27 protein-coding genes and 1 pseudogene are annotated in these 22177 nt (G+C 68.7%); 12 read left to right on the top strand and 16 right to left on the bottom strand.

Features of this window, described 5'->3' with window-relative positions:
* Window positions 1–131: 131 nt before the first annotated feature.
* Window positions 132–860, bottom strand: a complete 729-nt coding sequence (locus ACFXJ8_RS40500) for a transposase family protein (RefSeq protein ID WP_379650334.1) — start codon at window positions 858–860, stop codon at window positions 132–134.
* Window positions 861–1049: 189 nt separating this feature from the next.
* Here ACFXJ8_RS40500 and ACFXJ8_RS40505 point away from each other — a divergent pair.
* Window positions 1050–1228: pseudogene (locus ACFXJ8_RS40505) on the top strand (ISL3 family transposase); the annotation flags it as partial.
* A 398-nt stretch (window positions 1229–1626) separates the two neighbouring features.
* Here the strand turns inward: ACFXJ8_RS40505 and ACFXJ8_RS40510 are convergent.
* Both ACFXJ8_RS40510 and ACFXJ8_RS40515 read right to left on the bottom strand, forming a co-directional pair.
* Complete coding sequence (locus tag ACFXJ8_RS40510) at window positions 1627–2022, bottom strand: nuclear transport factor 2 family protein (RefSeq protein ID WP_379650336.1); 396 nt, start codon at window positions 2020–2022, stop codon at window positions 1627–1629.
* Window positions 2023–2384: 362 nt separating this feature from the next.
* Window positions 2385–3611: an MFS transporter gene (locus tag ACFXJ8_RS40515; RefSeq protein WP_379650338.1), complete on the bottom strand. Its 1227-nt coding sequence runs from the start codon at window positions 3609–3611 to the stop codon at window positions 2385–2387.
* A gap of 59 nt (window positions 3612–3670) precedes the next feature.
* Here ACFXJ8_RS40515 and ACFXJ8_RS40520 point away from each other — a divergent pair, with 59 nt between their 5' ends.
* Window positions 3671–4654, top strand: coding sequence for a helix-turn-helix domain-containing protein (locus tag ACFXJ8_RS40520; RefSeq protein ID WP_379650340.1), 984 nt, complete (start codon window positions 3671–3673; stop codon window positions 4652–4654).
* 112 nt (window positions 4655–4766) lie between these two features.
* Here ACFXJ8_RS40520 and ACFXJ8_RS40525 read toward each other — a convergent pair whose 3' ends face one another.
* From ACFXJ8_RS40525 to ACFXJ8_RS40535, 3 genes are all read right to left on the bottom strand, one after another.
* Entirely contained in the window at window positions 4767–5285 is a 519-nt protein-coding gene (locus ACFXJ8_RS40525; protein WP_379650342.1) for a pyridoxamine 5'-phosphate oxidase family protein, read from the bottom strand.
* 168 nt (window positions 5286–5453) lie between these two features.
* The gene (locus ACFXJ8_RS40530; RefSeq protein ID WP_379650344.1) at window positions 5454–5708 is read right to left on the bottom strand and encodes a hypothetical protein; all 255 of its coding nucleotides are present in this window, start codon (window positions 5706–5708) and stop codon (window positions 5454–5456) included.
* Window positions 5709–5992: 284 nt separating this feature from the next.
* On the bottom strand, window positions 5993–6409 hold the full coding sequence (locus ACFXJ8_RS40535) for a hypothetical protein (protein WP_379650346.1): 417 nt from the start codon (window positions 6407–6409) through the stop codon (window positions 5993–5995).
* Window positions 6410–6443: 34 nt separating this feature from the next.
* Here ACFXJ8_RS40535 and ACFXJ8_RS40540 point away from each other — a divergent pair, with 34 nt between their 5' ends.
* Entirely contained in the window at window positions 6444–6851 is a 408-nt protein-coding gene (locus ACFXJ8_RS40540; RefSeq protein ID WP_379650347.1) for a recombinase family protein, read from the top strand.
* A gap of 661 nt (window positions 6852–7512) precedes the next feature.
* Here the strand turns inward: ACFXJ8_RS40540 and ACFXJ8_RS40545 are convergent.
* The 7 genes from ACFXJ8_RS40545 to ACFXJ8_RS40575 form a co-directional block, all read right to left on the bottom strand.
* Window positions 7513–7929, bottom strand: a complete 417-nt coding sequence (locus tag ACFXJ8_RS40545) for a hypothetical protein (protein ID WP_379650349.1) — start codon at window positions 7927–7929, stop codon at window positions 7513–7515.
* Window positions 7930–7932: 3 nt separating this feature from the next.
* Window positions 7933–8436: a helix-turn-helix domain-containing protein gene (locus ACFXJ8_RS40550; protein WP_379650350.1), complete on the bottom strand. Its 504-nt coding sequence runs from the start codon at window positions 8434–8436 to the stop codon at window positions 7933–7935.
* A 74-nt stretch (window positions 8437–8510) separates the two neighbouring features.
* Entirely contained in the window at window positions 8511–9413 is a 903-nt protein-coding gene (locus ACFXJ8_RS40555; RefSeq protein WP_379650351.1) for a M56 family metallopeptidase, read from the bottom strand.
* The gene (locus ACFXJ8_RS40560) at window positions 9410–9766 is read right to left on the bottom strand and encodes a BlaI/MecI/CopY family transcriptional regulator (RefSeq protein WP_379650405.1); all 357 of its coding nucleotides are present in this window, start codon (window positions 9764–9766) and stop codon (window positions 9410–9412) included. The genes ACFXJ8_RS40555 and ACFXJ8_RS40560 overlap by 4 nt, the downstream gene beginning before the upstream one ends.
* A gap of 61 nt (window positions 9767–9827) precedes the next feature.
* On the bottom strand, window positions 9828–10358 hold the full coding sequence (locus ACFXJ8_RS40565) for a GNAT family N-acetyltransferase (protein ID WP_379650353.1): 531 nt from the start codon (window positions 10356–10358) through the stop codon (window positions 9828–9830).
* Between the two features lie 10 nt (window positions 10359–10368).
* A complete protein-coding gene (locus tag ACFXJ8_RS40570; protein ID WP_379650354.1) occupies window positions 10369–11166 on the bottom strand; it encodes a class I SAM-dependent methyltransferase in 798 nt (265 codons plus the stop codon).
* Complete coding sequence (locus tag ACFXJ8_RS40575) at window positions 11159–11902, bottom strand: SDR family NAD(P)-dependent oxidoreductase (protein WP_379650356.1); 744 nt, start codon at window positions 11900–11902, stop codon at window positions 11159–11161. Before ACFXJ8_RS40575 ends, ACFXJ8_RS40570 begins: the two co-directional genes overlap by 8 nt.
* Window positions 11903–12029: 127 nt before the next feature.
* Here ACFXJ8_RS40575 and mshA point away from each other — a divergent pair, with 127 nt between their 5' ends.
* Window positions 12030–13265, top strand: coding sequence for a D-inositol-3-phosphate glycosyltransferase (gene mshA, locus ACFXJ8_RS40580; RefSeq protein ID WP_379650407.1), 1236 nt, complete (start codon window positions 12030–12032; stop codon window positions 13263–13265).
* Entirely contained in the window at window positions 13262–13771 is a 510-nt protein-coding gene (locus ACFXJ8_RS40585; protein ID WP_379650358.1) for a YbjN domain-containing protein, read from the top strand. The genes mshA and ACFXJ8_RS40585 overlap by 4 nt, the downstream gene beginning before the upstream one ends.
* Here ACFXJ8_RS40585 and ACFXJ8_RS40590 read toward each other — a convergent pair.
* Window positions 13698–15059 (bottom strand): MFS transporter, encoded by a 1362-nt coding sequence (locus ACFXJ8_RS40590; protein WP_379650360.1) that lies wholly within the window; start codon window positions 15057–15059, stop codon window positions 13698–13700. The two genes, ACFXJ8_RS40585 and ACFXJ8_RS40590, sit on opposite strands and share 74 nt — an antisense overlap.
* A gap of 52 nt (window positions 15060–15111) precedes the next feature.
* Between ACFXJ8_RS40590 and ACFXJ8_RS40595 the strand changes: the two genes are divergently transcribed.
* Complete coding sequence (locus ACFXJ8_RS40595) at window positions 15112–15879, top strand: SAM-dependent methyltransferase (RefSeq protein WP_379650409.1); 768 nt, start codon at window positions 15112–15114, stop codon at window positions 15877–15879.
* 10 nt (window positions 15880–15889) lie between these two features.
* Complete coding sequence (locus ACFXJ8_RS40600; protein ID WP_379650361.1) at window positions 15890–16633, top strand: phosphoglyceromutase; 744 nt, start codon at window positions 15890–15892, stop codon at window positions 16631–16633.
* Window positions 16634–16820: 187 nt separating this feature from the next.
* Here the strand turns inward: ACFXJ8_RS40600 and phoU are convergent, their stop codons facing one another.
* A complete protein-coding gene (phoU, locus tag ACFXJ8_RS40605) occupies window positions 16821–17465 on the bottom strand; it encodes a phosphate signaling complex protein PhoU (protein ID WP_379650363.1) in 645 nt (214 codons plus the stop codon).
* Window positions 17466–17622: 157 nt separating this feature from the next.
* On the opposite strand from phoU, the gene ACFXJ8_RS40610 reads away from it, so the two are divergent.
* Entirely contained in the window at window positions 17623–18792 is a 1170-nt protein-coding gene (locus ACFXJ8_RS40610; protein ID WP_379650411.1) for a sensor histidine kinase, read from the top strand.
* Window positions 18793–18873: 81 nt separating this feature from the next.
* Complete coding sequence (locus ACFXJ8_RS40615) at window positions 18874–19566, top strand: response regulator (protein WP_379650365.1); 693 nt, start codon at window positions 18874–18876, stop codon at window positions 19564–19566.
* Between the two features lie 329 nt (window positions 19567–19895).
* On the opposite strand, the gene ACFXJ8_RS40620 is transcribed toward ACFXJ8_RS40615, so the two are convergent.
* Window positions 19896–20477 carry a copper chaperone PCu(A)C gene (locus tag ACFXJ8_RS40620; protein WP_379650367.1) on the bottom strand — a complete coding sequence of 194 codons (582 nt, stop codon included), beginning with the start codon at window positions 20475–20477 and terminating at the stop codon, window positions 19896–19898.
* A 241-nt stretch (window positions 20478–20718) separates the two neighbouring features.
* Between ACFXJ8_RS40620 and ACFXJ8_RS40625 the strand changes: the two genes are divergently transcribed.
* The 3 genes from ACFXJ8_RS40625 (at window position 20719) to ACFXJ8_RS40635 (ending at window position 22139) form a co-directional block, all read left to right on the top strand.
* On the top strand, window positions 20719–21201 hold the full coding sequence (locus ACFXJ8_RS40625) for a CarD family transcriptional regulator (protein WP_181615762.1): 483 nt from the start codon (window positions 20719–20721) through the stop codon (window positions 21199–21201).
* A gap of 17 nt (window positions 21202–21218) precedes the next feature.
* Window positions 21219–21695, top strand: a complete 477-nt coding sequence (ispF, locus tag ACFXJ8_RS40630; RefSeq protein ID WP_379650369.1) for a 2-C-methyl-D-erythritol 2,4-cyclodiphosphate synthase — start codon at window positions 21219–21221, stop codon at window positions 21693–21695.
* Between the two features lie 174 nt (window positions 21696–21869).
* Window positions 21870–22139, top strand: coding sequence for a GlsB/YeaQ/YmgE family stress response membrane protein (locus ACFXJ8_RS40635; protein WP_379650371.1), 270 nt, complete (start codon window positions 21870–21872; stop codon window positions 22137–22139).
* Window positions 22140–22177: the final 38 nt, after the last annotated feature.

Here is a 22177-nt window from a genome sequence, read left to right on the forward strand (position 1 = left end):
AGCTCAAACGCCTGGTCAGCCTCGGCATACTCGTGGAGACCGAGCCGGGATTGTTCACTCAGCCGCGTCCGTAGCCCGGCAACGAGCCCGTGGCCTGCTCTCCTCCTGCAGCGCAAGCGATCAAAGGGACATCAACTCGCGAACCGCCCTCTGAGGGGGCAGCAGCGGAGCTTGCGTAGGATGCGCCAGGTCTTGAGCTGGGCGTTCGCGCGTTCGCCCGGACCGCGAAGGCGGGCGTGTGATCGGTTGGCCCGCTTCTGGGACTCGGGCTTGTTCTTGCCCTTGTAGGGGGTGATGACCGGGCCTTCGGCACCCTGGTAGCCCTTGTCCGCCAAGACGATGATCCCGGCCCGCTCCAGTTTCCTCAGGATGCCCCAGATCCGGGCGGCGCTCAGGTCGTGCGTCTTGCCCGGCAGCGCGCCCGAGGTCCACAGGATCGTCCCGTCCGGTGAGGCGATGACCTGGACGTTCATCCCGTGCACGCGATGCTTGCCGGAGAAGTACGGCCGGTCGGCCTTGATCCGGTCGGTGCGGATCAGCGTGCCGTCCAGCACCAGGTAGTGCAGTCCGTCCCGCTTGGCCTTCCGCAATGCCTGCCCGAGCTTGGGCGAGCGCGTCGACAGCAGCATCACCGTCTCCTCCACATACCTCCACGCGGTCGCCGTCGACACGCCGAAACCGGCTCCGAGTTCGTCGAACGTCTCGCCCTTGCGCAGGTAGACCAGCACCAGCAGAGCCTGCTGGCCAGGGTTCAGCAGCCGCCAGGCCGACCCGATCGCCTTGCGGCGTCGGCGGATCAGCCCGGCCACGTAGTTCAGCGTTGAACGCGACAAATCGACGGCAGCGCGATAGAACAGCACCCAGAGCTCCTGGTGGTGACGGTGAGGATTGTGGTGATCAACCCGTCTACCAGGGGCTCTGCTACGTCATCAGGCGAACACCGGAGCCGCGATCATGCTGTGATCAGCACCCGCCGCCGGAGGATGAAAAGGGGTCAGTGACAAGGATTTGTTCGACTGAATGCAGTGCTCCACGAGGACCTGCCTGAGCTGCACTCCTTCGTCGCCGGGCTACGCCGCGACCAGGACGCCGTCACGCCGGACTCACCCTGCCCTACAGTTCCGGCCCGGTCGAAGGCCACGTCAACCGGGTCATTAAGTTCTTGAAGCGGCTCATGTTCGGGAGGGTCAACTACGACCTGTTGAGAAAGATGGCCCTGCTGAACTGACCCTCAAACTCACCTACCGTGACCGCTCCCCATCAAGTGCGCCAGACCCGGCTTGATGGCGTGAGTTATCCGGCGGTATTTGGCGTTCGCGGGCGAGCCCGGTTTGTGCTGGAGGGTTCGTTGACAGGGGTCCGGTTCACATAAGCCCAAAACCCACATTGGATCTTGATGGGTCATCGATTTACCGGATAACGTGCCCGAGTCACACTGCGGCTCTCCCTCTGAAACCACAGGTCAGCGCTGTTCCGGTCGCTGCTATGTACGGGATAACAGGCCCTTATCACGTACATGAGCGATTGGGTTCAGGTCAGTCGCGTGGTGCAGTCAACGGCCTCAAGGATTAGTCGTTCGGAACCGGCCGGGGCCGCAACCGTCACGGCTGCGGCCCCGGTGCGGACTCATGGGGTCTTGCTGTAGCCGAGCGCCTCGACGATGCGCCCGTCGCGGATGTGCATGAGATTGACGCCGGCCACGGACGTGGACTGCGCGTGCGCGTCGCCGAACACCTCGTTCACCTGACCGTGCTGGAAGGTGACATGCCACTTGATGACCGCCCGGTCCCCGAAGACGAAGACCTCGTCGGGGGCGAAGCTGGTGTTCTGGTCGGCAGCAAGCTCCTGCCAGAAGGTGAGGCAGGCGTCCAGACCCTCATACCGGGTACCCTCGGGCGCCGGGCGGACGCTAACCATGACGCAGTCGTCGGCGACCAGCCCGGCGAGCAGCGCCGGGTTGTGCTGGGTGAACGCGTCGTTGAACTGTGCGATGACCTGGGCGGTCGACTCGTTGGTGGCCATGCCGATCACTCCTTCATTGAGAATATCAACCTTAAGTAGATGAACATTGAGATTATTTCCAGGCGGGGATCGATCGCGGTGCGTCGTGTAGCGATCGCACCGACCGCTCACCGACGCGGGTGGCACCCGTGCTGTGGCCCACTGCTGGGCCGACGAGGCAACTCTTCCCGGGCTCAGATGTATCGACTATCGTCGATTCTCGATGAATAAGCATGAAGTGGGCCCGCTTGATCGGGCCGAGGCCGAGGAGTAGGTCCCGGCCTCCAGTCGACCCAGCATGTTGATGTCGTTCGCTCGCGCTGCTCACCTCGCCATCGTCAGTCCCGGCGATGACCAGCCGCCACATCCGCCACCGCCGCTGTTTACGCAGTACGGGCATGGTCGTCTTGGGCGTGTGGCAGTCGGCGCACGGCGGCGGAGGTCAGAGGGAGGACGGCCGCGGCGGCGTAGATGATGCCAGCGGTCGCGGCCACCTGGAAGCCGCCGAACCTGTCGGCGAGCAGTCCCACGCCCAGCTGGCCGATGGGGATCGCGATGTAGGACAGCAGGTCGTCGGAGGACGAGACGCGCGAGAGCACATGTGCGGGGACGTGCTCCTGCAGCGAGGTTTCCCAACCGACGGCGGCGGCCGAGGATCCCAGTCCGGCGACGAAGGCGGCGGCGATCAGCCAGGAGTCGTGCAGCTGCGCACCGAGTGCGAGCAGGGGGAGCGCGCCGAGCGCGCTCATCAGCTGGCCCAGCCTCAGCAGGTGCCTGACCACCAGCCGGTACATCAGCGTGCTCATCACCAGCATGCCGACGCCGCGGGCGCTGAGCACGAACCCCCAGGTCTCCTCGCCGCTGAGCTGCCTGGTCAGTACGGGTCCCAGGATCTGCCAGGCACCGACCTGCACCAGGTTGATCACGCAGAAGCACAGGGACACCGTCCACACCCAGCGGATGCGCCGGAACTCGGTCCAGCCGTCGCGGATGTCGGCCAGCATCCTGGAGGAGGGCCGCGGCGCGGTCGGAGCCGCTGTGAGGGACAGTCGGGTGAGGAAGCCCGCCGCGAGGAGGTAGGTCAGCGCGTCGAAGGCGATGGCGGGACCGCCACCGGTAGCTGCGACCGTGATCCCGGACAGGCTCGGTCCGAGAATCTTCGTGGTGTTTCTCGCCGATGCCAGCAGGGCGTTCGCCTGCCGTATCCGATCCCCGGGGACAAGCTGGGGCACGATGCTGCGCAGGGCCGGTGTGGTGAACGCAGCGAGGATGCCGCCGAGAAACCCCAGGGCGGCCACCGGCAGCAGCGCGTACCTCCCGGTGAGCAGAAGGGCGGCGACGCCGCCCTGGGTGAGGGCGGAGCCCAGGTGGGCGGCCACCAGGACCGTCCGGCGCGGGAGGCGGTCGGCCACGGCTCCGCCTACCAGGAGGAAGGCCAGCAGCGGCACCATGTGGACGGTCAGGACGACACCGAGGTCGCTGGTGCTGCCCGATGCGTCCAGGACACCGAACGCCAGCGCGACCGGCGCCATGGAAGTGCCCAGCAGGGATACCACCTGTGCGGAGAGAAACCAGCGGAAGTCGGTCAGTCGCATGAGGGTCGAGCGCATGGGCCGGGAGTGTTCAGGAGCACCGAAGCGGACTCTATGGTTTCGGCAGGAGGCGAAAGATGATGCTGTTGCGGTTGAGCACCCTGGCTCTGTCACGGTCCCGGTTCGCCCTGTCTCCGCTCGCCGAGACGTTGGGGTCGATGATGGTGCTCGGCAAGCCCTGCACCGATCCGTGGCTGGCCTCCTGGCATGCCCGCCACCACGGCGCGTTCCGCGCCGCCCTCGAGGCAGACCCCTTCGCCGAGGGCCTGGTCAGGTTGCTGGGGTCGACCAAGTGGCTGCCGAGCCACGTCGCGACCCCGCCGCCGGGCGGCATGCGCACCACCCTGGAAGACGAGCTCGCGCAGGTCACTCGGGCGCCCGACGAGGAGGTGCGCGCTGAGTTGGAAGAGTCGGTGGCGCGCAGTTGGAAGCAGCACGATCTGGACTGGCTGACCGGACGAGGCTGGGCGGCACGCACCGCCGACCTGCTCAAGTACACGTGGGAGGCCCATGTGGCCTCCGACTGGCCGCGCCGGCGGGCACTACTGGAACGCGATGTCACCTACCGGGCGGGGCTGCTAGCCGCCTACGGCTGGCCCCGTGCTCTGCAGCACATGAGCCGCCGCAGCGCCTGGGTCGGCGAAGACGCCATCCGCTTCAGCGATCAAGCCTTCCCGGACCGCGTCGTCGGCGACGAGGGCATGCTGTTCGTCCCGGTCAGCGTGCTGAGCAGCGGCACGTGGCTGTGCGAGGCACCGCCGACGTCGTACGCGCTGGTCTACCCGGCCCGCGGATCCGCCGACGGTGCGGCGCGCACCCGGCCCGCCCGGTCGCTGGAGCGGCTTATAGGTACCGGCCGCGCGGCCATCCTCCACGAACTCGAACACCCCGCGACCAGCAGCGAACTCGCCGCACACCTAGGCCTGTCGCTCGGCACCGTCGGCGGCCACCTGACCATCCTGCGCGACGCGGACCTCGTCGCCGGCACGCGGGTCGGTCGGCGCATGGTCTACCGGCGCACCGAGACCGGCCACCTACTCGCCGGCCGAGGGGAGGACTGAACAGCGGACACCATGACCCGCCCGCACGGCTAACGCGGTAACAAGATCGCGATCCGCGGGCACGCCAAGAAGCGATCCCAAAATCACGACGTCAAGCGATCCAAATCACAGGTCACTTGGCGGTCAGCTTGTCGATGTCGGGGGCGTAGACGGTCATCCAGTGCGGGTGCAGCCGGTAGTAGACCACGTCGTTGTCCCAGTCGAAGGCGGCGCTGCCGTAGAAGTCCTTGAAGTAGGCCAGCAGGTCTGGCCAGTCCGCGGCAGGCTCGCCGTCCTGGGGATTGAGGATCTCTACCGTGCCGTGCGTGAACACGCCCAAGTCCTCGCCGCGCAGGTGCGCGACGCTGGCGGCCGGGCGGGCGGCGAGGTGGCGGGCCTTGGCGGCGCTGCGCGCCGTGCCGAAGTGCCACTTGCCGTGCAGGAAATGCCCGTCCACGCCGCTGATCCGCGGCTCGCCCTTCGCCGTCACAGTTGACAGGGCGAGGGTGCACATGCCGGTGAGGACCTGGGTGAGCTGCTCCGCGGTAAGGGTGCGCTCGGTGACGATCGAGCGTAGGTGCGAGGTGGAGCGGGACAGGGAGGAGTCGAGGAGGCCCTGGAGCTCTTTGAGATCTTCTGGCGTTTCGCGCATTGAGGTCCTTGTCTATCCGTCGGTCGGGTCCACGCCCGCCACCGACGCCGAGCGGTGAAGTGACACCTTGTGTCGTATTTCTTCGCCCGGCAGTGATCAATCACGCGGGACGTATCAACGCACTTACCCGCGGCGGCGGGCGCGCCCGAGTCAGCCGACCTGGTGGCCCTACAGCACCTCCGGCAGATCCACCCGCGGCAGCAGCGCGTTCACCGCCTCCCACGACTCCACCAGCGACGCCGGTTCGGGCTTGGGTTCCAGCGTGGCCAGGTGCAGCCGCCGGATCTTCAAATCGCTGTATGTCCTCCAGCTGATGACGATGAGGACCTGAGAAGGGACATCAAGGCCATCCGGAACCTCCAGGAAGGCTGTCATCCCCTGGCAGAGAAGGTGTTCCACGGTCGCAAGGGCCAGTTGTTCCACCGCACTACGGCCCGGAGAGGCACGGCCCGGACGATACCCCGCCGCTCACCGTCGAGGAGCACCTGAAACTCCTGGCCCTCAGCGAGGACATCGCCAGGGCCATGCGCCCCGGCGTCGAGATCGATCGGGCGCTGGAGTCCGGCGCCACCTGGCAGCAGCTCGCTGCCGCCATGGGCATCGCCGAGGACGTTCAACACCCTGGTCGCCCTTCGCGGTGGCTCCGCAGCGGGTCTGTGGCCGTTCTCAGGCAATTTCGCGGCGTCGCTGACCTTGCCATGGCGCGGTCACTGCCACTTGATGCCCACTTCGCTGCAAGTGTCCCAGCTGAAGTCGGACTTGCACAGGCGCATGTAGTTGTACGACCTCGACGTTACCCCCGTGGTGCAGCCTGGCTTCGAGCCGTTGCCGTCGTAGACCGTCTGGCCATCACCGCCGTATGTCTTGGTGAACACCACATAGACCGGATCTCCTTCGGCCGCCTTGTCACACACGGAGAAGTCGTTGTCGATCAAATCCAGTGTGGCACTGCCCCAACTGAACGAGTTGTGCAGGTATCGTCCGGCGTTTGCGGAGATATCTGACTCCGTTGATGTGGTGGCCGTAGGTGTGGGATCGACGTCTGGGTCTGCATGCGCGGTTCCGGTGGCGAGCATTGAACCGATCACGGTTGCGACGGTGAGCTGGACGAGTTTCGGTCGCATCGACGAACTTCCTGTTCGGTGGACGACAACCTGGGTGAGTAAAGCCGAGATGTCGAGACGATTTCACCCTGTTTCGGTCCTGGCCAAATGTCCGCACACACCTGAGCTTGCAAGCGGGCGGAGAAGCTCACTTACTGGCCCCAACCGGGCAAGGCCTGGCCTCGACCAAGCCCTGGCGGCCGTCCGATCCGGCGACACCCTCGTCGTTCCCAAACTCGACCGGCTCGCTCGCTCAGTCCCCGACGCCCGCGACATCGGCGACGCCCTCGTTGCCCGCGGCGTGAAACTCGCCCTCGGCGGCAGCATCTATGACCCCAGCGACCCCATGTCCAAGATGTTCTTCAACATGCTGGCTGTGTTCGCTGAGTTCGAGGTTGACCTCCTGCGAATGAGAACACGCGAGGGCAGGGTCCTGGACCGCACCCGATCCTCCGAACAATGACCTGCCCGGCGCTACAAATCGCTGTGCGATGGAGCGGGAACATACGCCAAGCGACCTCAGCCGCCCGCGTTCACGCGCCATGACTGACCTGTGGGGACAGGCTTAGCGAACGTTTTCGTTCCGCCACACTCTGAACCCCGAGCCCACGGCAAGACTGGTGCCTTCAGGGACCGGTGCACCCGGGCGAGGTTGGCCGGACTGGCCAGCACGCCGATCGCGGTGCCGTCCCAGGTCACCAGCAGCAGATCACCCACGTGCGACCAGGCAGAGCGGCCGGTGGTCAGCGGCGAGGCCACCCGCTACACAGCGGGCGAGAGAGCCGGGCCGGTAACGCAGTTTGGCCAGCGCCGTGGACGACGGGCAGTGCCACAGCGTGGTACGCGAGCGGCCCGGCCAGTCCGTCGATGCGTTGCGCCAGCCTGAGCAGCCAACGAAGGTCCTTGCCGGGCTGAACAATCTCAATCCTGGCAAGGAGCTTCGTTGCTGTGTTCGGTCAAGATCCAGGCCGGTCCCCGATCGTGATCTCTCGCGTTGCCCTCCAAGCGGCTCAGGCCGGGGTCGAAGGGGCTGGAAAGCCCCTGGGAAGAACAGCCCCGAACCCGAAAGCGCGGAGCGCGCCACCGTGAGGGACCATGCCGTTCGCTCTTCAGTGGGACGCGGGTCAGGCCTTCGGGGCGGCCTTGGTGGTGCGGGTGGTCTTCTTGACCGGGGTGGCGACCGGCGGCTCGGCGGCCTCGGAGACCTCCTCCAGCTCCAGCGCGGCCTCGCCGCTCACCTTGCTGACGACCTTGCGGCCGCGGCTGGCGAACTCCTCGTAGACCTCGGTGGCCTTGGTGCCGAGCTGGTCGGCGTAGTCGCGGGCCTTCTCGGGGAACTCGCGGGCGAAGCCCTCGGCCTTGCTGCGGGCCTCGCGCGCCTTCTCCGGCAGGTCCTTGGCGAGCTCGGAGCGGCGCGACTGCAGCTTCAGCAGCTGCTCGGGCAGCTCGCGAAGCTTCTCCACGGCGTAGTCGCCGGCGCCGGCGACGGCGTAGAAGGGCTTGGAGTCGGTGAGCTTCTTGACCTCGGTGGCGAGCGTCATGGGTTAACCTTCCTTGTCCTGGGTGACGGTGTCGTTGTTCGAGGAGCTCGGTGGATCCGCCGCATAAGGTGCGAGCGCGGCGAGGAATTCCTCTGGCAGCGGCTGCTCGTCGTCCGTTTCGGGGTCGCGCTGGGGATGAGCGTTCTGGGAGGTCTGCTCGTCCTCGGCGCGGTTCTCCTTGCGGAACGACTCGTAGATGTCGACCAACACCTGGCGTTGCCGTTCGGTGATGAGGTGGTCGGCCCTGATCGCGGTGATCACGTCGCTCGGCGGCTCGCGGTCCTCGATCAGGCCCGCTTGCACGTAGAGCGCCTGTGACGAGATGTGCAGGCCCTTGGCGATCTGGTTCAGGATCTCGGCACTCGGCTTGCGCAGGCCGCGCTCGATCTGGCTGAGGTAGGGGTTGGAGACCCCTGCCGCCGACGCGAGCTGGCGCAGCGAGATCTTCGCCTGCTGCCGCTGCTCGCGGATGTATTCACCGATCGATCCGACCTTGGGTAGTGCCATACCGACAGTCTGCACCCAAGGTGCTTGCAATTGCAAACGGAGTGGCTAACACCTGCAAGCGGCGAATGATGAGGTCAGAAGGGCAGTGCCCACAGGAAGGGTGCGGACGTGGCCAACGTCACACTCAGCGCGACCAGCCCGTAACGCCCGGAACGCGGCAGCTCGGGCGCGGGCTTGATCAGCCTGTCGACCCTGGCCATCACCTGGGCGGCGGCGCCGAGCATGCCCGCCGGGGCGGGGACGGCGCCTGCCGTACCGAAGCGGAGCAGGGCGGTGGCCAGGCGGCGCGGCGAGCAGTAGCGGCGGGCGCGGTCGTCGGCGGCCATCTCGACCAGCAGCTCGACCTGCTCCTGCGCCTCGCGCACGACCTTCGAGAACGGCAGCGCCCTGCGCAGCGCGCCGAACGGCAGCAGCACCAGGTCGTGGCGCTCGCGGACGTGGGCCGACTCGTGGGCCAGCACCGCGGTCAGCTCGTCCTCCGACAGCAGTTCGAGCGTGCCGGAGCTGACCACGACGTGTGAGCGGAGACCGGGCACGCAGTAGGCGGCGGCGCCGGGATGGTCGAGCACCCGCACGCCCGGGATGTGCGGCTCCTCGCGGGCGATCAGCGTGAGCAGCACGCGGTGGCGGCGCCTGGCGCGCAGCGTCTGCACGCCCGCGGCCACCAGCACCACGACGAGTACGGCGAGCATGGTGAGCCCCGCGATCATGGCGAGCGCGTGGAGCAGGTCCCACGGCTCACCGGGCGTCTGGCCGGCGGCGAAGGCGACCAGCCCCTGGACCACACCCCTGTCGTACGGCATGACGGCGAAGGCGAGCAGCGCGCCGGTGCTGGCCAGCCCCCAGGCGACGCCGAGCGACTGCCACAGCGCGATGGCCAGGCGAGGAGCGCGGGAGGTCCAGCGGGCGGCGGTGAAGCGCCAGGCGCCGATCGCGCACGCCGCGGCGAGCGCTGTCAACGCCGCCGCCGTGATCACTCGTCCTCCAGCTCCGTGAGCGCCTTGCGCAGGATCTCCGCCTCGGAACCTGAGACGGCCTGGGCGAATCGGGTGAGGGCGGCCGAGCGGTCGCCCGTCATGTCCAATGCTTCCAGCATAAGCTCGGCGACGTAACTGTCACGGGTTTCGGCTGGTTCGTATCTCCATGCCCGGCCGTCCCTGGTCCGCTCCAGGAAGCCCTTGCGGGTGAGCCGGTCGAGCACGGTCATGACGGTGGTGGGGGCCAGGTCGCGCTCTTCTATGAGCCTGCCGACCTCGCGGGCGGTCAGAGGGGCGTTCTGCGCCCAGAGGATGTCCATGATGCTGCGTTCGAGTTCGCCGAGACCCTTCACACTCATCAGCGTAGTACTACAGGCTGTCGAGCTGGGATCCGGGACACCGATGAGAGGGACATCACGCGTTTTCCGGCAGGAACGCCACCATGTAGATCTCGTCGCGGTCGTCGCCGTCGGCCACCCTGATCGCGCGCGGCACCCGGCCGACTTCGCGGTAGCCGTACCTGGCGTAGAAGTCTTCCAGGCCGAGCCCGCCCCTGGCCGTCAGCCGCAGTGACTCCAGGCCCAGCCGCGTGCCCGCCTCGGCCACGGCGCGCATGAGGTCGCCGCCGTAGCCCTTGCCCTGGTGCTTGGGGTGCACCATCACCCGCATCACGGTCCGCCAGTGCTTCATGAGCGAGTGTCCCGTCGAAACCAGAACCCCCCAGCAGGCCACCCGCCCGTCGTCGTCGAAGCCGGCGACCAGGGTGTCGGGGCCGCCGTCGGCGCATTTGGCGAAGGTCGCGGTGGCGGTGGGCCTGATGTCGTCGGCCGTCACGGGCGGCACCCAGCCGACCGCGCCGCCCGCGTTCGTCACCTCGACCCAGCAGTCGAGCAGGTCGTCGACAAGCTCGGGCGAAATTTCGGGAGAAATCACGAAACGCGGCATAGGGAGAAGGTTAGCGACCCGCCGGATTCACGGCCGTCCAGGGGATCGACAGTTCGCCCAGCCGCCACCGCGCCGTCCCGCCCAGCGGCGCCGTACGGTAGACGGGCCAGCCGTCCGCGAGCATCCCGACGGCCCGCAGCCACCGCTGCCGCGACCCGTGCGCCCCGTACGGCGCCGCCACCGCCCACGCCCTGTCGAAGTCGCGCAGGAACGCGTGGACGGGCTCGCCGGGCACGTTGCGGTGGATGAGTGTCTTGGGCAGCCGGTCGGCCAGGTCGGACGGCCGCTCGAAGGCGTTGAACCGGGCCGAGAACGTCAGCGTCCGCGGCCCCTCGGCCGTCAGGCACGCCCACACCGCGCGGTGCCCGACCTCCGAGCACGTGCCCTCCACGAGGATCCCGCCGGGTGCCAGGCGCGAGACGAGCAGGTCCCAGTAGCGCCACGCCTCCGCCTCGCCGTACTGCCTGAGCACGTTGAAGGCCCTGATCACCGTGGGCGGCCTGGAGACGGGAAGCTCGAAGCCGCCGAGCGTGAACGACAGCCCGTCGCGCTCGTAGGGCTTGGCGAGCGCCACGCGGGCAGGGTCTATCTCGATGCCGACGACCTCCACCGAGGGCGAGACCCGTCGCAGGCGGGTGAACAGCTCCAGCGTCGTGGTGTGCGACGCGCCGTACCCCAGGTCGACCACCAGGGGGCGGTCGGTGGCGCGCAGCAGGCGGCCGTGGACGGCGGTGAGCCACCGGTCGGCGCGGCGCAGCCGGTTGACGCCCGTCGTTCCCCTGGTGACGCTGCCGACCGGCCTAGTCACCGACCCGGTGGACCTTGTGCTGGGCGGCCTGGGCGCGGGGGCGGATGACCATCCTGTCGACGTTGAAGTGCGCGGGCCTGGTCACGCTCCAGGCGATCGCGTCGGCCACGTCGTCGGCGGTCAGCGGGTTGGCGACGCCCGCGTAGACCTTCGCGGCGGCGTCGGCGTCGCCGCGGAAGCGGGTCACCGCGAAGCCCTCGCTGCGCACCATGCCGGGCGCGATCTCCACGATCCTGACCGGCTGGTCCACGAGTTCGAGCCGCAGTGTTTCCACCATGGCGGTCTGGGCGTGCTTGGCCGCGACGTATCCGCCGCCGCCCTCGTAGGAGACCAGGCCGGCGGTCGAGGTCAGCATCACCAGCACGCCGTCGCCGGAGTCGATCAGCTTCGGCAGCAGTGCCTGCGTGACGCGCAGCGAGCCGAGCACGTTCGTGTCGTACATCCGCTGCCAGTCCTCGACGCGCCCCTCGGCCACCGACTCCATGCCGAGCGCGCCGCCGGCGTTGTTGACCAGCACGTCGCACCGCTCCAGAGTGGCCGCGAGCGCGTCCACCGACTCCTGGGAGGTGACGTCGAGCGTCACCGGCGTGATGCCCGCGACCTCCGCGGCCAGCTTGTCGAGCCGGTCCCTGCGCCTGGCTCCGGCCACGACCTCGTATCCTTCGGAGGCCAGCCGTCGCGCGGTCGCCTCCCCGATTCCGCTGCTCGCGCCGGTCACCACTGCCGTCTTCGTCATGGGCCCATCCTGCCAGGGCGGCAAAGGATGATCTTGTTGGGGAATGCCGGATTGTTCCTGCCGGTTATCAATCCTCTGGAGGTGGTGTCGGTTGAAGCGACGCGTCAACAGGGTCGCGACGGTGAGCATGCACACGTCTCCGCTGGACCAGCCGGGCACCGGCGACGCCGGCGGGATGAACGTCTACATCGTCGAGACGGCCAAGCGACTCGCTCAGCAGGGCGTCGAGGTGGAGATCTTCACCAGGCAGACGGCCCGCGACCTGCCGCCGGTGGCCGAACTGGCTCCTGGCGTGCTGGTCAGGCACATCACCGCGGGCCCCTATGAGGAGCTCGACCGCGCCGAACTGCCCGCGCAGCTGTGCGCGTTCCTTTCGGGCGTGCTGCGCACCGAGGCGATGTACGAGCCCGGCCACTACGACCTCATCCACTCCCACTACTGGCTGTCGGGCCAGGTCGGCTGGCTGGCCAAGGAACGGTGGGGCGTCCCGCTCGTGCACACGATGCACACGATGGCCAAGGTGAAGAACCTCCTGCTGGCCGAGGACGACAAGCCGGAGCCCCAGGCGCGGGTGCTCGGCGAGGAGCAGGTCGTCGAGGTCGCCGACCGCCTGGTCGCCAACACCGAGGCCGAGGCGGGCGAGCTCATCGATCTGTACGGCGCGCCGTCCGACCACGTCGCCGTCGTCAACCCCGGCGTCAACCTGACCGTCTTCCAGCCCGCCTCCCGGGGCGCCGCCCGCCACCGGCTCGGCCTGCCGCAGGACGCCCACGTGCTGCTGTTCGTGGGCAGGATCCAGCCGCTCAAGGCCCCCGACGTGCTGCTGCGCGCCGCGGCCAGGATGCTGATCGAGGACCCGTCGCTGCGCGGCAGGCTCGTGGTCGCCGCCGTCGGCGGCCCCTCGGGCACCGGCCTCTGCCGCCCCTCGATCCTCACCGAGACGGCCGCCGAGCTGGGCATCTCCGATGTCGTACGGCTGGTGCCGCCCGCCCCCCAGCACGAGCTGGCCGATTGGTACCGCGCGGCCGACGTGACGGTCGTGCCCTCCTACAACGAGTCGTTCGGCCTGGTCGCGCTGGAGTCGCAGGCGTGCGGCACGCCGGTGGCGGCCGCGTCGGTGGGCGGGCTGCGCACCGCCGTACACGACGGGGTCTCCGGTGTCCTCGTCGACGGCCACGATCCCGGCGACTGGGCGCGGGTGCTGCGCAGGTTCGTCACCGAGCCGCTCTGGCGGGACGAGCTGTCGCGGGGGGCCAGGGCGCATGCCAACGCCTTCAGCTGGTCGGCCACGGCCGCCCGGCTCATGGACGTGTACGGCGGCGCGGTGTCACATCTGCATGCCGTGTCTAGGCTTGCCGTATGAGAGATGTGGTCGCAGCCGCGCTCAAGGCCGCCGAGGTCTCCTACGAAGAGCCCCGCGAGGGCGCGTTCCTGGTGAAGCTGCCGGGCCAGCACAAGCTGGCCACGATGACCTGGCTCATCGTCGGCGACCACGCACTCCACGTGGAGGCGTTCTTCTGCCGCCAGCCCGACGAGAACCACGCCGAGTTCTACAAGTGGCTGCTGAGCAGGAACGGCGGCATGTACGGCGTGCATTTCGCCGTCGACCCCGTCGGCGACGTCTACCTCGTCGGCCGGATCCCGCTGTCGGCCGTGAGCGACGAGGAGATCGACACCGTGCTCGGCTGCGTGCTCACCTACGCCGACGAGTGGTTCGACAGGGCGCTGGAGCTCGGCTTCGCCTCCTCGATCAGGCGGGAGTGGGAGTGGCGGGCCAAGCGCGGCGAGTCGCTGGCTAACCTGCGGGCGTTCGCTCGGTTCGCCGATCCTGACCGTTCGCCTGAGGGTTCGGCGCCACCCGCTTCCTGACCACCAGGCCGAAGACGACCACGCACAGCCCGAGCACGCCCGACACCACGAACGGCGCGGCGGGCCGCCAGTGGTCGTAGAGCAGGCCGCCGAGCGCGGAGACGCACATGATGCCGAGCGCCCCCATGAGCGCCTGCACGCCGAACGCCGATCCGCGTACCGCCGCTGGTGCCTGCTGGGCCAGCAGCGGCCCGGCCGTGTTGATCCCCGCGATCTCGCCGACGCCGACCAGCACAGCCACGACGATCATCCCGGACCCCAGCGGGTCGCTGATCAGCAGCGTCGACAGGTAGGACAGCGCGGCCACGAGCTGCGCGCCGATCACCAGGTTCTGCCGCCTGACCCGGTCGCCGAGCCAGCCGAGTACGGGGGAGGCGACCAGCGCCATCGTGTGCGCGATGCCCACGATCAGGCCCGCCCTGGCCAGGGCCTCGGCGGGTGACATGCCCTGCCGCGTGGCGTGGTCCACGATCCACAGCGACATGAACCCGGCGATCACCGCCAGGTCCGCCCTGGCCACGAACGCCGCCAGGTAGGCCAGCGCCGCCCCCGGATCCCTGAACAGCGCCACGCCCTCGCGCACCAGCCGGGTCAGCGGCACGCGCCCCGCGTCCTGGCTCACCGTGGCAGGGTCCTGGCTCGCCCTGGCAGCGTCCTGGCTCGCCCTGGCAGGAGAGAGCGCGAACCGCATGACGACGGCCACGATCAGCAGGCCCGCGGCCACCACCAGGAACGACACCCGGGCGGCCGACGCCGGGCTCATGCCCCCGCTCTCGAACGTCCTGGGCAGCCTGGCCAGCACGAGGACCGCCAGCAGCCCGCCGAGGCCGCAGAAGACGCCCAGCACGCCGTAGGACCTGCCGCGCGAATCCTCGCGCGCGTAGTCGACGGCGATGGTGGCGAACATGCCGCCGAGCGCCGCCGCGCCCAGCGCGAACACCACGCGCAGCGCCACCAGCACGGTGGTGTCCCCCGCGAAGGGGAACAGCGCGGTGCCGAGCGCGCACAGGACGAAGCCGGCGATCACGACGGGGCGCCTGCCGTACCGGTCGGCGAGCGCGCCGTACCAGGCCAGGCTGAGGATCATCGTCAGCTCGGCGGCCAGCCCCAGCAGGCCGACCACCCTGCCCTGCGCCTGCGAGGGCACCTCCAGAACCCCGCCCAGCAGGTACGGCGTCGCCGTCGGGAGAAAGGAGATGACCATGGTCGCCGTGAGACCGAGCGACCAGCAGGCCCACAGGTTCGTCCTGGAGAATCCGGGGGCGAGCCCCACACCGAGCACGCGCATGGGGTGATCATGATGCCCAAATGTCGTACGATCAAGATTTGTGACTGAGCCTGTGAGCTTTGATCCGAATATCCCTAATGTCGCGCGAATGTACGACTATTTCCTCGGCGGGAAAGACAATTTCCCCGCCGATCGCGCGGCGGCCGAGAAGGTGCTGGAGATCGTTCCGCACATTCCGGTCGGGGCGAGGGAGAACCGCGCCTTTCTCGGGCGTGCCGTCCGATTCCTCCGGGCTCAGGGGATTGACCAGTTCCTCGACATCGGCACCGGCCTGCCGACGCTCGACAACGTCCACGAGGTCGCCGGACCCGGCGCCAGAGTGGTCTACGCCGACAACGACCCCCAGGTGCTCGTCCACGCCCGCGCCCTCCTGGAGGACACCCCGCAGGTGCGGATCGTCCACGGCGACCTGCGGGCGCCCGAGGTGATCCTCGCCCAGGCCCGCGCCCACCTCGACTTCTCCCAGCCCGTCGCCGTGCTTCTGCTGGCGATCGTCCACTTCGTCCAGGACGACCCCGCGCCCATCGTCGCCACGCTCACCGACGCCCTCGCTCCCGGCGGCTACGTGGCGATCTCGCACGTCTGCAGTGACCTGCAGCCCGAGGCGGCGCCCGGCGTCGAACAGGTCTACCGGGGCGCCTCCGCCCAGTTCACCGCCCGCCGCTCGACGGAGATCGTCTCCCTGTTCGACGGGCTCGACCTGGTCGAACCAGGCGTCGTCAACCTGCCGGAATGGCGCCCCGACAACCCGGACTTCGTGCCGTTCAAGGACACCGGCCCGTATTTCCTCTGTGGTGTGGCACGCAAGTCCGCTCGATAGGCTTGTCCGCATGGCGACTTTGGTGCTTGTACGACACGGTGAGAGCGAATGGAACGTCAAGGGTCTGTTCACCGGATGGGTGGACGCCCCGCTGTCACCCAAGGGTGAGCAGGAGGCCCGCAGGGGCGGCGAACTGCTGGTCGAGGCGGGCATCAGGCCCGACGTGGTGCACACCAGCCTGCTGAACCGCGCGATCGGCACCGCCAACCTGGCGCTGGAGGCCGCCGACCTGGCCTGGCTGCCCGTCATCCGCTCGTGGCGGCTCAACGAGCGCCACTACGGCGCGCTCCAGGGCAAGAACAAGGCGCAGACGCGCGAGGAGTTCGGCGAGGAGCAGTTCATGCTGTGGCGCCGCTCCTACGACGTGCCGCCGCCGCCCATCGCCGACGACGACGAGTTCTCCCAGCAGGGCGACCCCCGCTACGCGCTGCTGCCCTCCGAGCTGATGCCGAAGACGGAGTGCCTCAAGGACGTCGTCGACCGCATGCTGCCGTACTGGTACGACGCGATCGTGCCCGACCTGGCGGCCGGACGCACGGTCATCGTCTTCGCCCACGGCAACTCGCTGCGGGCGCTGGTCAAGCACCTCGACGGGATCTCCGACGAGAAGATCGCCGGGCTGAACATCCCGACGGGCATCCCGCTGCGCTACGAGCTCGACGCCGACTTCCAGCCGCTGGTCGCCGGCGGCGAGTACCTCGACCCCGAGGCCGCGAAGGCGGCGATCGAGGCCGTGGCCAACCAGGGCCGCTGACCGATGAAGGGCGCGGAAATGGCCGGCGTCCGAGGTAGGTGAACGGACCCATGGACACGGCGGCGCCGTGGTGCGCCCCGCCCAGCGGGACCTCGGACCCGCCGTCCCGCACCTCGACGGGGCCGAGCACGCGGATGTCCACGCTGTCCGAGCATCATCACCGCGTGGGGCGCACGGCCCCGGGCGCTCAGCCGGTGCGCGAGCCCGTCACCAGGTAGATCACGTCGCCGGCCACCCGTACCGCGTGGTCGGCGTAACGCTCGTAGTAGCGCCCGATCAGCGTGATGTCGATCGCGGGCTCGACGCCGTGCTTCCAGTCCTTGTGCAGGATCTCCTTGAACAGGCGGCGGTGCAGCCGGTCCATCGCGTCGTCGTCCGCCTCCAGCTCCTTGGCCGCCTCCACGTCGCGGGACGACACGCACGCGCCCGCCTTCGTGATGAGGTTCTCGGCGATCTGGCCCATCTGGAGGATCGTGGAGCGGATCTCCGGCGGGATCGCCGACTCGGGGTGGCGCAGCCTGGCGACCTTGGCCACGTGCTCGGCCAGGTCGCCCATGCGCTCGAGGTCGGTGCCCATGCGGAGCGCGGTGATGACCATGCGCAGGTCGACGGCGACCGGCTGCTGGCGGGCCATCAGGTCGTAGATGGACTCCTCGATGCCGGCGAAGATCTGGTCGATCTCCTCGTCGTTGGAGATGACGCTTTCCGCGAGCGGCAGGTCGGCGTCCAGGAGCGCGGTGGTGGCGCGCGAAATGGCCGAGCGGACGAGTCTGGTCATCTCGACCAGCTTGTCGGTGAGCGAATCAAGATCTTCGTGGTAGGCGTCACGCATGTCGTCACCGTACGGGCACCGCGATGAACGAACCTCGACCGCGAGATGAACTTTCCGGGAAAGACGGCGTACCTGCCCTGGTGAGGGGTCTGTAACCGGGAAAAGCGCACCTACCATCAGGAATGTAGGACTGCAGGAAAGGATGCGCATGGGTGAGATGGCCATGAGCTTCGCGGCCTTGGCCGGCTTCGTCGTCGGGGCCGTCGCCGTCCTGTTCTACCGGAACCAGATCGAGGTCCGGGGCAGGCGCGGCGAGACGTCAGACGACGCGGAGACCGGCGCCCTGCCGCAGGGCGTGGCCTCCGTGCTGGCCGTACTGCCCTCCTCCGCGGTGGTGCTGGACGCGCACGACCGCGTGCTGCGGGCCAGCTCGGCCGCGAGGGCCTTCAGTTTGGTGAAGGGTGAGCGGCTGATGGCGGCCGAACTCCTCGCGCTGGCCAGGCAGGTACGGCGCGACGGCGAGATCCGCGAGAGCGAGATCGACGTCGCCGGGCACAAGTTCGGTCAGGAAGTGACCAACTTCGCGGTGCGCGTGGCGCCACTCGGCTCCCACGGCCAGGTGCTCGTGCTCGCCGAGGACCAGACCGAGCGGCGCAGGGTCGAGGCGGTCAGGCGCGACTTCGTCGCCAACGTCAGCCACGAGCTCAAGACCCCGGTCGGCGCGCTCAGCCTGCTGGCGGAGACGATCCAGGACGCCGCGGACGACCCCGAGGCGGTGACCCGCTTCGCCGGCCGCATGCAGCACGAGGCGGCCAGGCTGACCTACCTGGTGCAGGACCTCATCACGCTGTCCAGGATCCAGGGCGCCGAACCCATCCCCACGCCCGGCCAGGTGGCGATCGACGAGGCCGTCCACGACGCCATCGACCACTGCAACACCAAGGCCATCGCCAAGGACATCACGCTCGTGGCGGGCGGCACCGAAGGGCTGCGCATCTGGGGCGACGAGGAACTGCTCGTCACCGCGCTGCGCAACCTGATCTCCAACGCCATCGCCTACAGCCCCGAGCACACCAGAGTCGTCGTCAGCGCCCGCCCGGCGGGCGACTGCGTGGAGATCAGCGTCAGCGACCAGGGGATCGGCATCCCCGAGGAGTCGCTGGAGCGCATCTTCGAGAGGTTCTTCAGAGTCGATGCCGCCAGGTCGCGCGCGACCGGCGGAACAGGCCTCGGCCTCGCCATCGTCAAGCACGTCGCCGTGGCCCACGCCGGGGAGGTGAGCGTGTGGAGCAAGGAAGGATCGGGCTCCACGTTCACGATGCGCCTGCCCGCGTTCGGCGGCTCCGCCGTCCCCGTTCAGCGTCCTCTGGAGGCCGCCAATGGCTGAGCGTCGCGACGCCTGCGACAGACATGCCCCCAACAGACACCGCACCACCGCTCGGGTCCCGAACCCGACCAAGGAGGGATTGTGACCCGAGTGCTCGTCGTGGAGGACGAGGAGTCGTTCTCCGACGCACTTTCGTACATGCTGCGCAAGGAGGGTTTCGAGGTCTCGGTCGCGACGACCGGGCCCGAGGCTCTTGACACCTTCGACCGCAACGGCGCCGACCTGGTGCTGCTCGACCTCATGCTCCCCGGCCTGCCCGGCACCGAGGTCTGCCGTTCGCTGCGCCAGCGCTCGAAGGTGCCCGTCATCATGCTGACCGCCAAGGACAGCGAGATCGACAAGGTGGTCGGGCTGGAGCTGGGCGCCGACGACTACGTGACCAAGCCCTTCTCCTCCCGCGAGCTGGTCGCCCGCATCCGCGCGGTGCTGCGGCGGCAGGGCGACACGGTGGAGGAACTGGAGTCGGCGGTGCTGGCGGCCGGTCCCGTGCGGATGGACGTCGACCGGCACATCGTGGCCGTGCGCGGCGATCAGGTGCAGCTGCCGCTGAAGGAGTTCGAGCTGCTCGAGGTACTGCTGCGCAACGCCGGGCGGGTGCTCACCCGCGGCCAGCTGATCGACAGGGTGTGGGGCGCCGACTACGTGGGCGACACCAAGACGCTCGACGTCCACGTCAAGCGGCTGCGCGCCAAGGTCGAGGCCGACCCGTCCAACCCGCGGTGCATCCTGACGGTGCGCGGGCTCGGCTACAAGTTCGACCCTGTGGACGACTGAGGCTTCCCCCGGTCGCTCTGAGACGAGAAAACCCCGCTTGCGGTACGGCAGGCGGGGTTTCGCTCGTCAGAGGGTCCTGGAGTGACGCAGACGATCTCCGAGGGTGCGGGTGGCCCCTGGAGGCGTCGATGGTCCTGGAGGGCCTCAGAGGGCTTCTGGGGCCCGTTTCAGGCTTTTCCGGGTCCATGGCCTTCCCGGCTTCGGTGCGCCGTGACGGCGGGAACCGGAGTCCTGCTGGGCGCGCGCCCGTAATGGGCGCGCGCCCCGCGGGGGCGGAGGTGCCAGACCGGCTTGCCGTACCGGATGAATCGGGGGTCCGGAACGAACGGCTAGTGGCCGGATTCGGCGGTGTGGGTCTCGGTCGGGGTGGGCGTGGGCGGGGCCGGGGTGGCGCCCGGCGCGGCCGGGTACTGCGCGAACTCGCGGCTGCGCGTGACCACGGGCACCGTCACCGTCACCGAGCCGGCGTTGGCGAACTGCAGCCCGAGCTTGACGCTCTCGCCGCCGCTCAGCGGCTTGCTGAGCCCCTCGATCATCAGCTGCGGCTGCGGCTTGCCCGTGTTGACGCCCTGGTTGCTGGGCAGCGCGATCGGCGCGGCCAGCTTCACCGTGCCGAGGCCCTCGGCGGCGACGCCCACGAGCGAGTCGGCCTCGCCGTTGGTGTTGACGATGTGCAGGTAGATCGGCGCGGAGCCGCCCTGGGCGAGCTTGGCGCCCGAGTCGGGGCCGAGGACGAAGGCCTGCGGGATCTTGACGCCGCGCACGCCGTAGGAGCCGTTCTCGATGAGCGCCGCGGCCTCGTTCGGCGCGTACGGCTGGTTGGTGTTGGCGTCGAATCCGGCGGCGCAGCCGGCCAGTACCGGTGCGGCAAGGAACGCAGCGGCGGCGATAATCCAGCGACGGCTGGTCACGGGCGGGTTCTCCTTATGGCGCGCGTGTGCGAGTTGGGGCAGCGCCCACCATATCCATCCGGGTTCATGGTCATATCCACACCCCCGCAGGTCATTCGCTATGTCAGCTATGCGATTCACAGAGTTGAACGGTTGTCAAGTAGTAATATGCGGCTTTGACCTGCAGTTATGGTGATTTCACTGTTCCGGGAGGCTGTGGACGCGTGGTACCCTGGAGTACAGCGGAAGGGGTACTTGTCACATGACTTTCCAGGTCGGCGACACTGTCGTCTACCCCCACCATGGGGCTGCTCGGATCGAAGAAATCACGACCCGAACCATCAAGGGTGTGGAAAAGACCTACCTGGTGCTCAAGGTCGACAAGGGCGACCTTACCGTCCAGGTGCCTGCGGAGAACGCAGAACTTGTCGGTGTGCGCGATGTCGTCGGCCAGGAGGGCCTTGAGCGCGTTTTCGACGTTCTGCGCATGCCTCACACCGAGGAGCCGACCAACTGGTCGAGGCGATACAAGGCGAATCTCGAAAAGCTCGCGTCGGGTGATGTCAACAAGGTCGCCGAGGTCGTTCGCGACCTGTGGCGGCGTGACCGTGAGCGCGGTCTTTCGGCGGGCGAGAAGCGGATGCTGGCCAAGGCCCGCCAGATACTGGTGAGCGAGCTGGCTCTCGCGGAGAAGACCAACGAGGACAAGGCTGAGGCCCTGCTCGACGAGGTTCTCAACTCCTGAACACCAATCTCCCGCGGGTGGGCGTCGGAGTCGACGTCCACCCGTTCGCGTCTGGCCGTGAGCTCAACCTGGCAGGCCTCCACTGGCCGGGCGAGACCGGGCTCGAAGGCCACTCCGACGGCGACGCCGCCGCCCACGCGGCCTGCGACGCCCTCCTGTCCGCCGCGGGTCTCGGCGACCTGGGCGGGCTCTTCGGCACCTCCGACCCACGCTGGTCGGGCGCCGCGGGCGTCGCGCTCCTCGAGGAGACCGCCAGGGTCGTGCGCGCCGCGGGCTTCACGATCGGCAACGTCGCCATCCAGGTGATCGGCAACCGGCCCAAGCTGGCGCCCCGCCGTACCGAGGCGGAGAAGGTGCTGAGCGCGGCCGTCGGCGCGCCCGTGAGCCTCAGTGCGACCACCACCGACGGGCTCGGCCTGACCGGCCGCGGTGAGGGGATCGCGGCCTTCGCCACCGCCCTTGTCATCGGGGCGGTCAACCCTCAGGGCCAGTAGCGCGTCTTGTCAGGCGAGGGGTAATCCCCGGCGGGCGGTGCCAAGCCCGCCGAGCCACCGAGGGTGGCGGTCTGTCACTGGCGCGGTACGGACCGCCATCCTTGGCATGCGTAACCTGCGGAGATGCCGGGTACGTCCCCCTGCGGGCAGGTCGACACACGGGGGGAACTTGACATGATCGGTTCGATCATTTCCGCGATCGTCTTCGGTATCGTCATCGGCGCGATCGCCAGACTCATCGTCCCTGGCAAGCAGCACATGTCGCTGGCCATGACCTGGATCGTCGGCGTCGTGGCCGCGCTGCTCGGCACCCTGGTCGCCTACTTCCTCGGGCTCACCAGGACCCCCGGCATCAACTGGTGGCAGCACATCATCCAGATCCTGTTCGCCGTCGTCGGCGTCCTCATCGTCGCGCGCGCACAGGCGACGCGAGGCACGCATTGACCTGCGACTTCGGCATTGCCGCGATTATCGGCGCGTAG

It is taken from the genome of Nonomuraea sp. NPDC059194 (assembly GCF_042754765.1).
Classification (GTDB): Bacteria; Actinomycetota; Actinomycetes; order Streptosporangiales; family Streptosporangiaceae; genus Nonomuraea.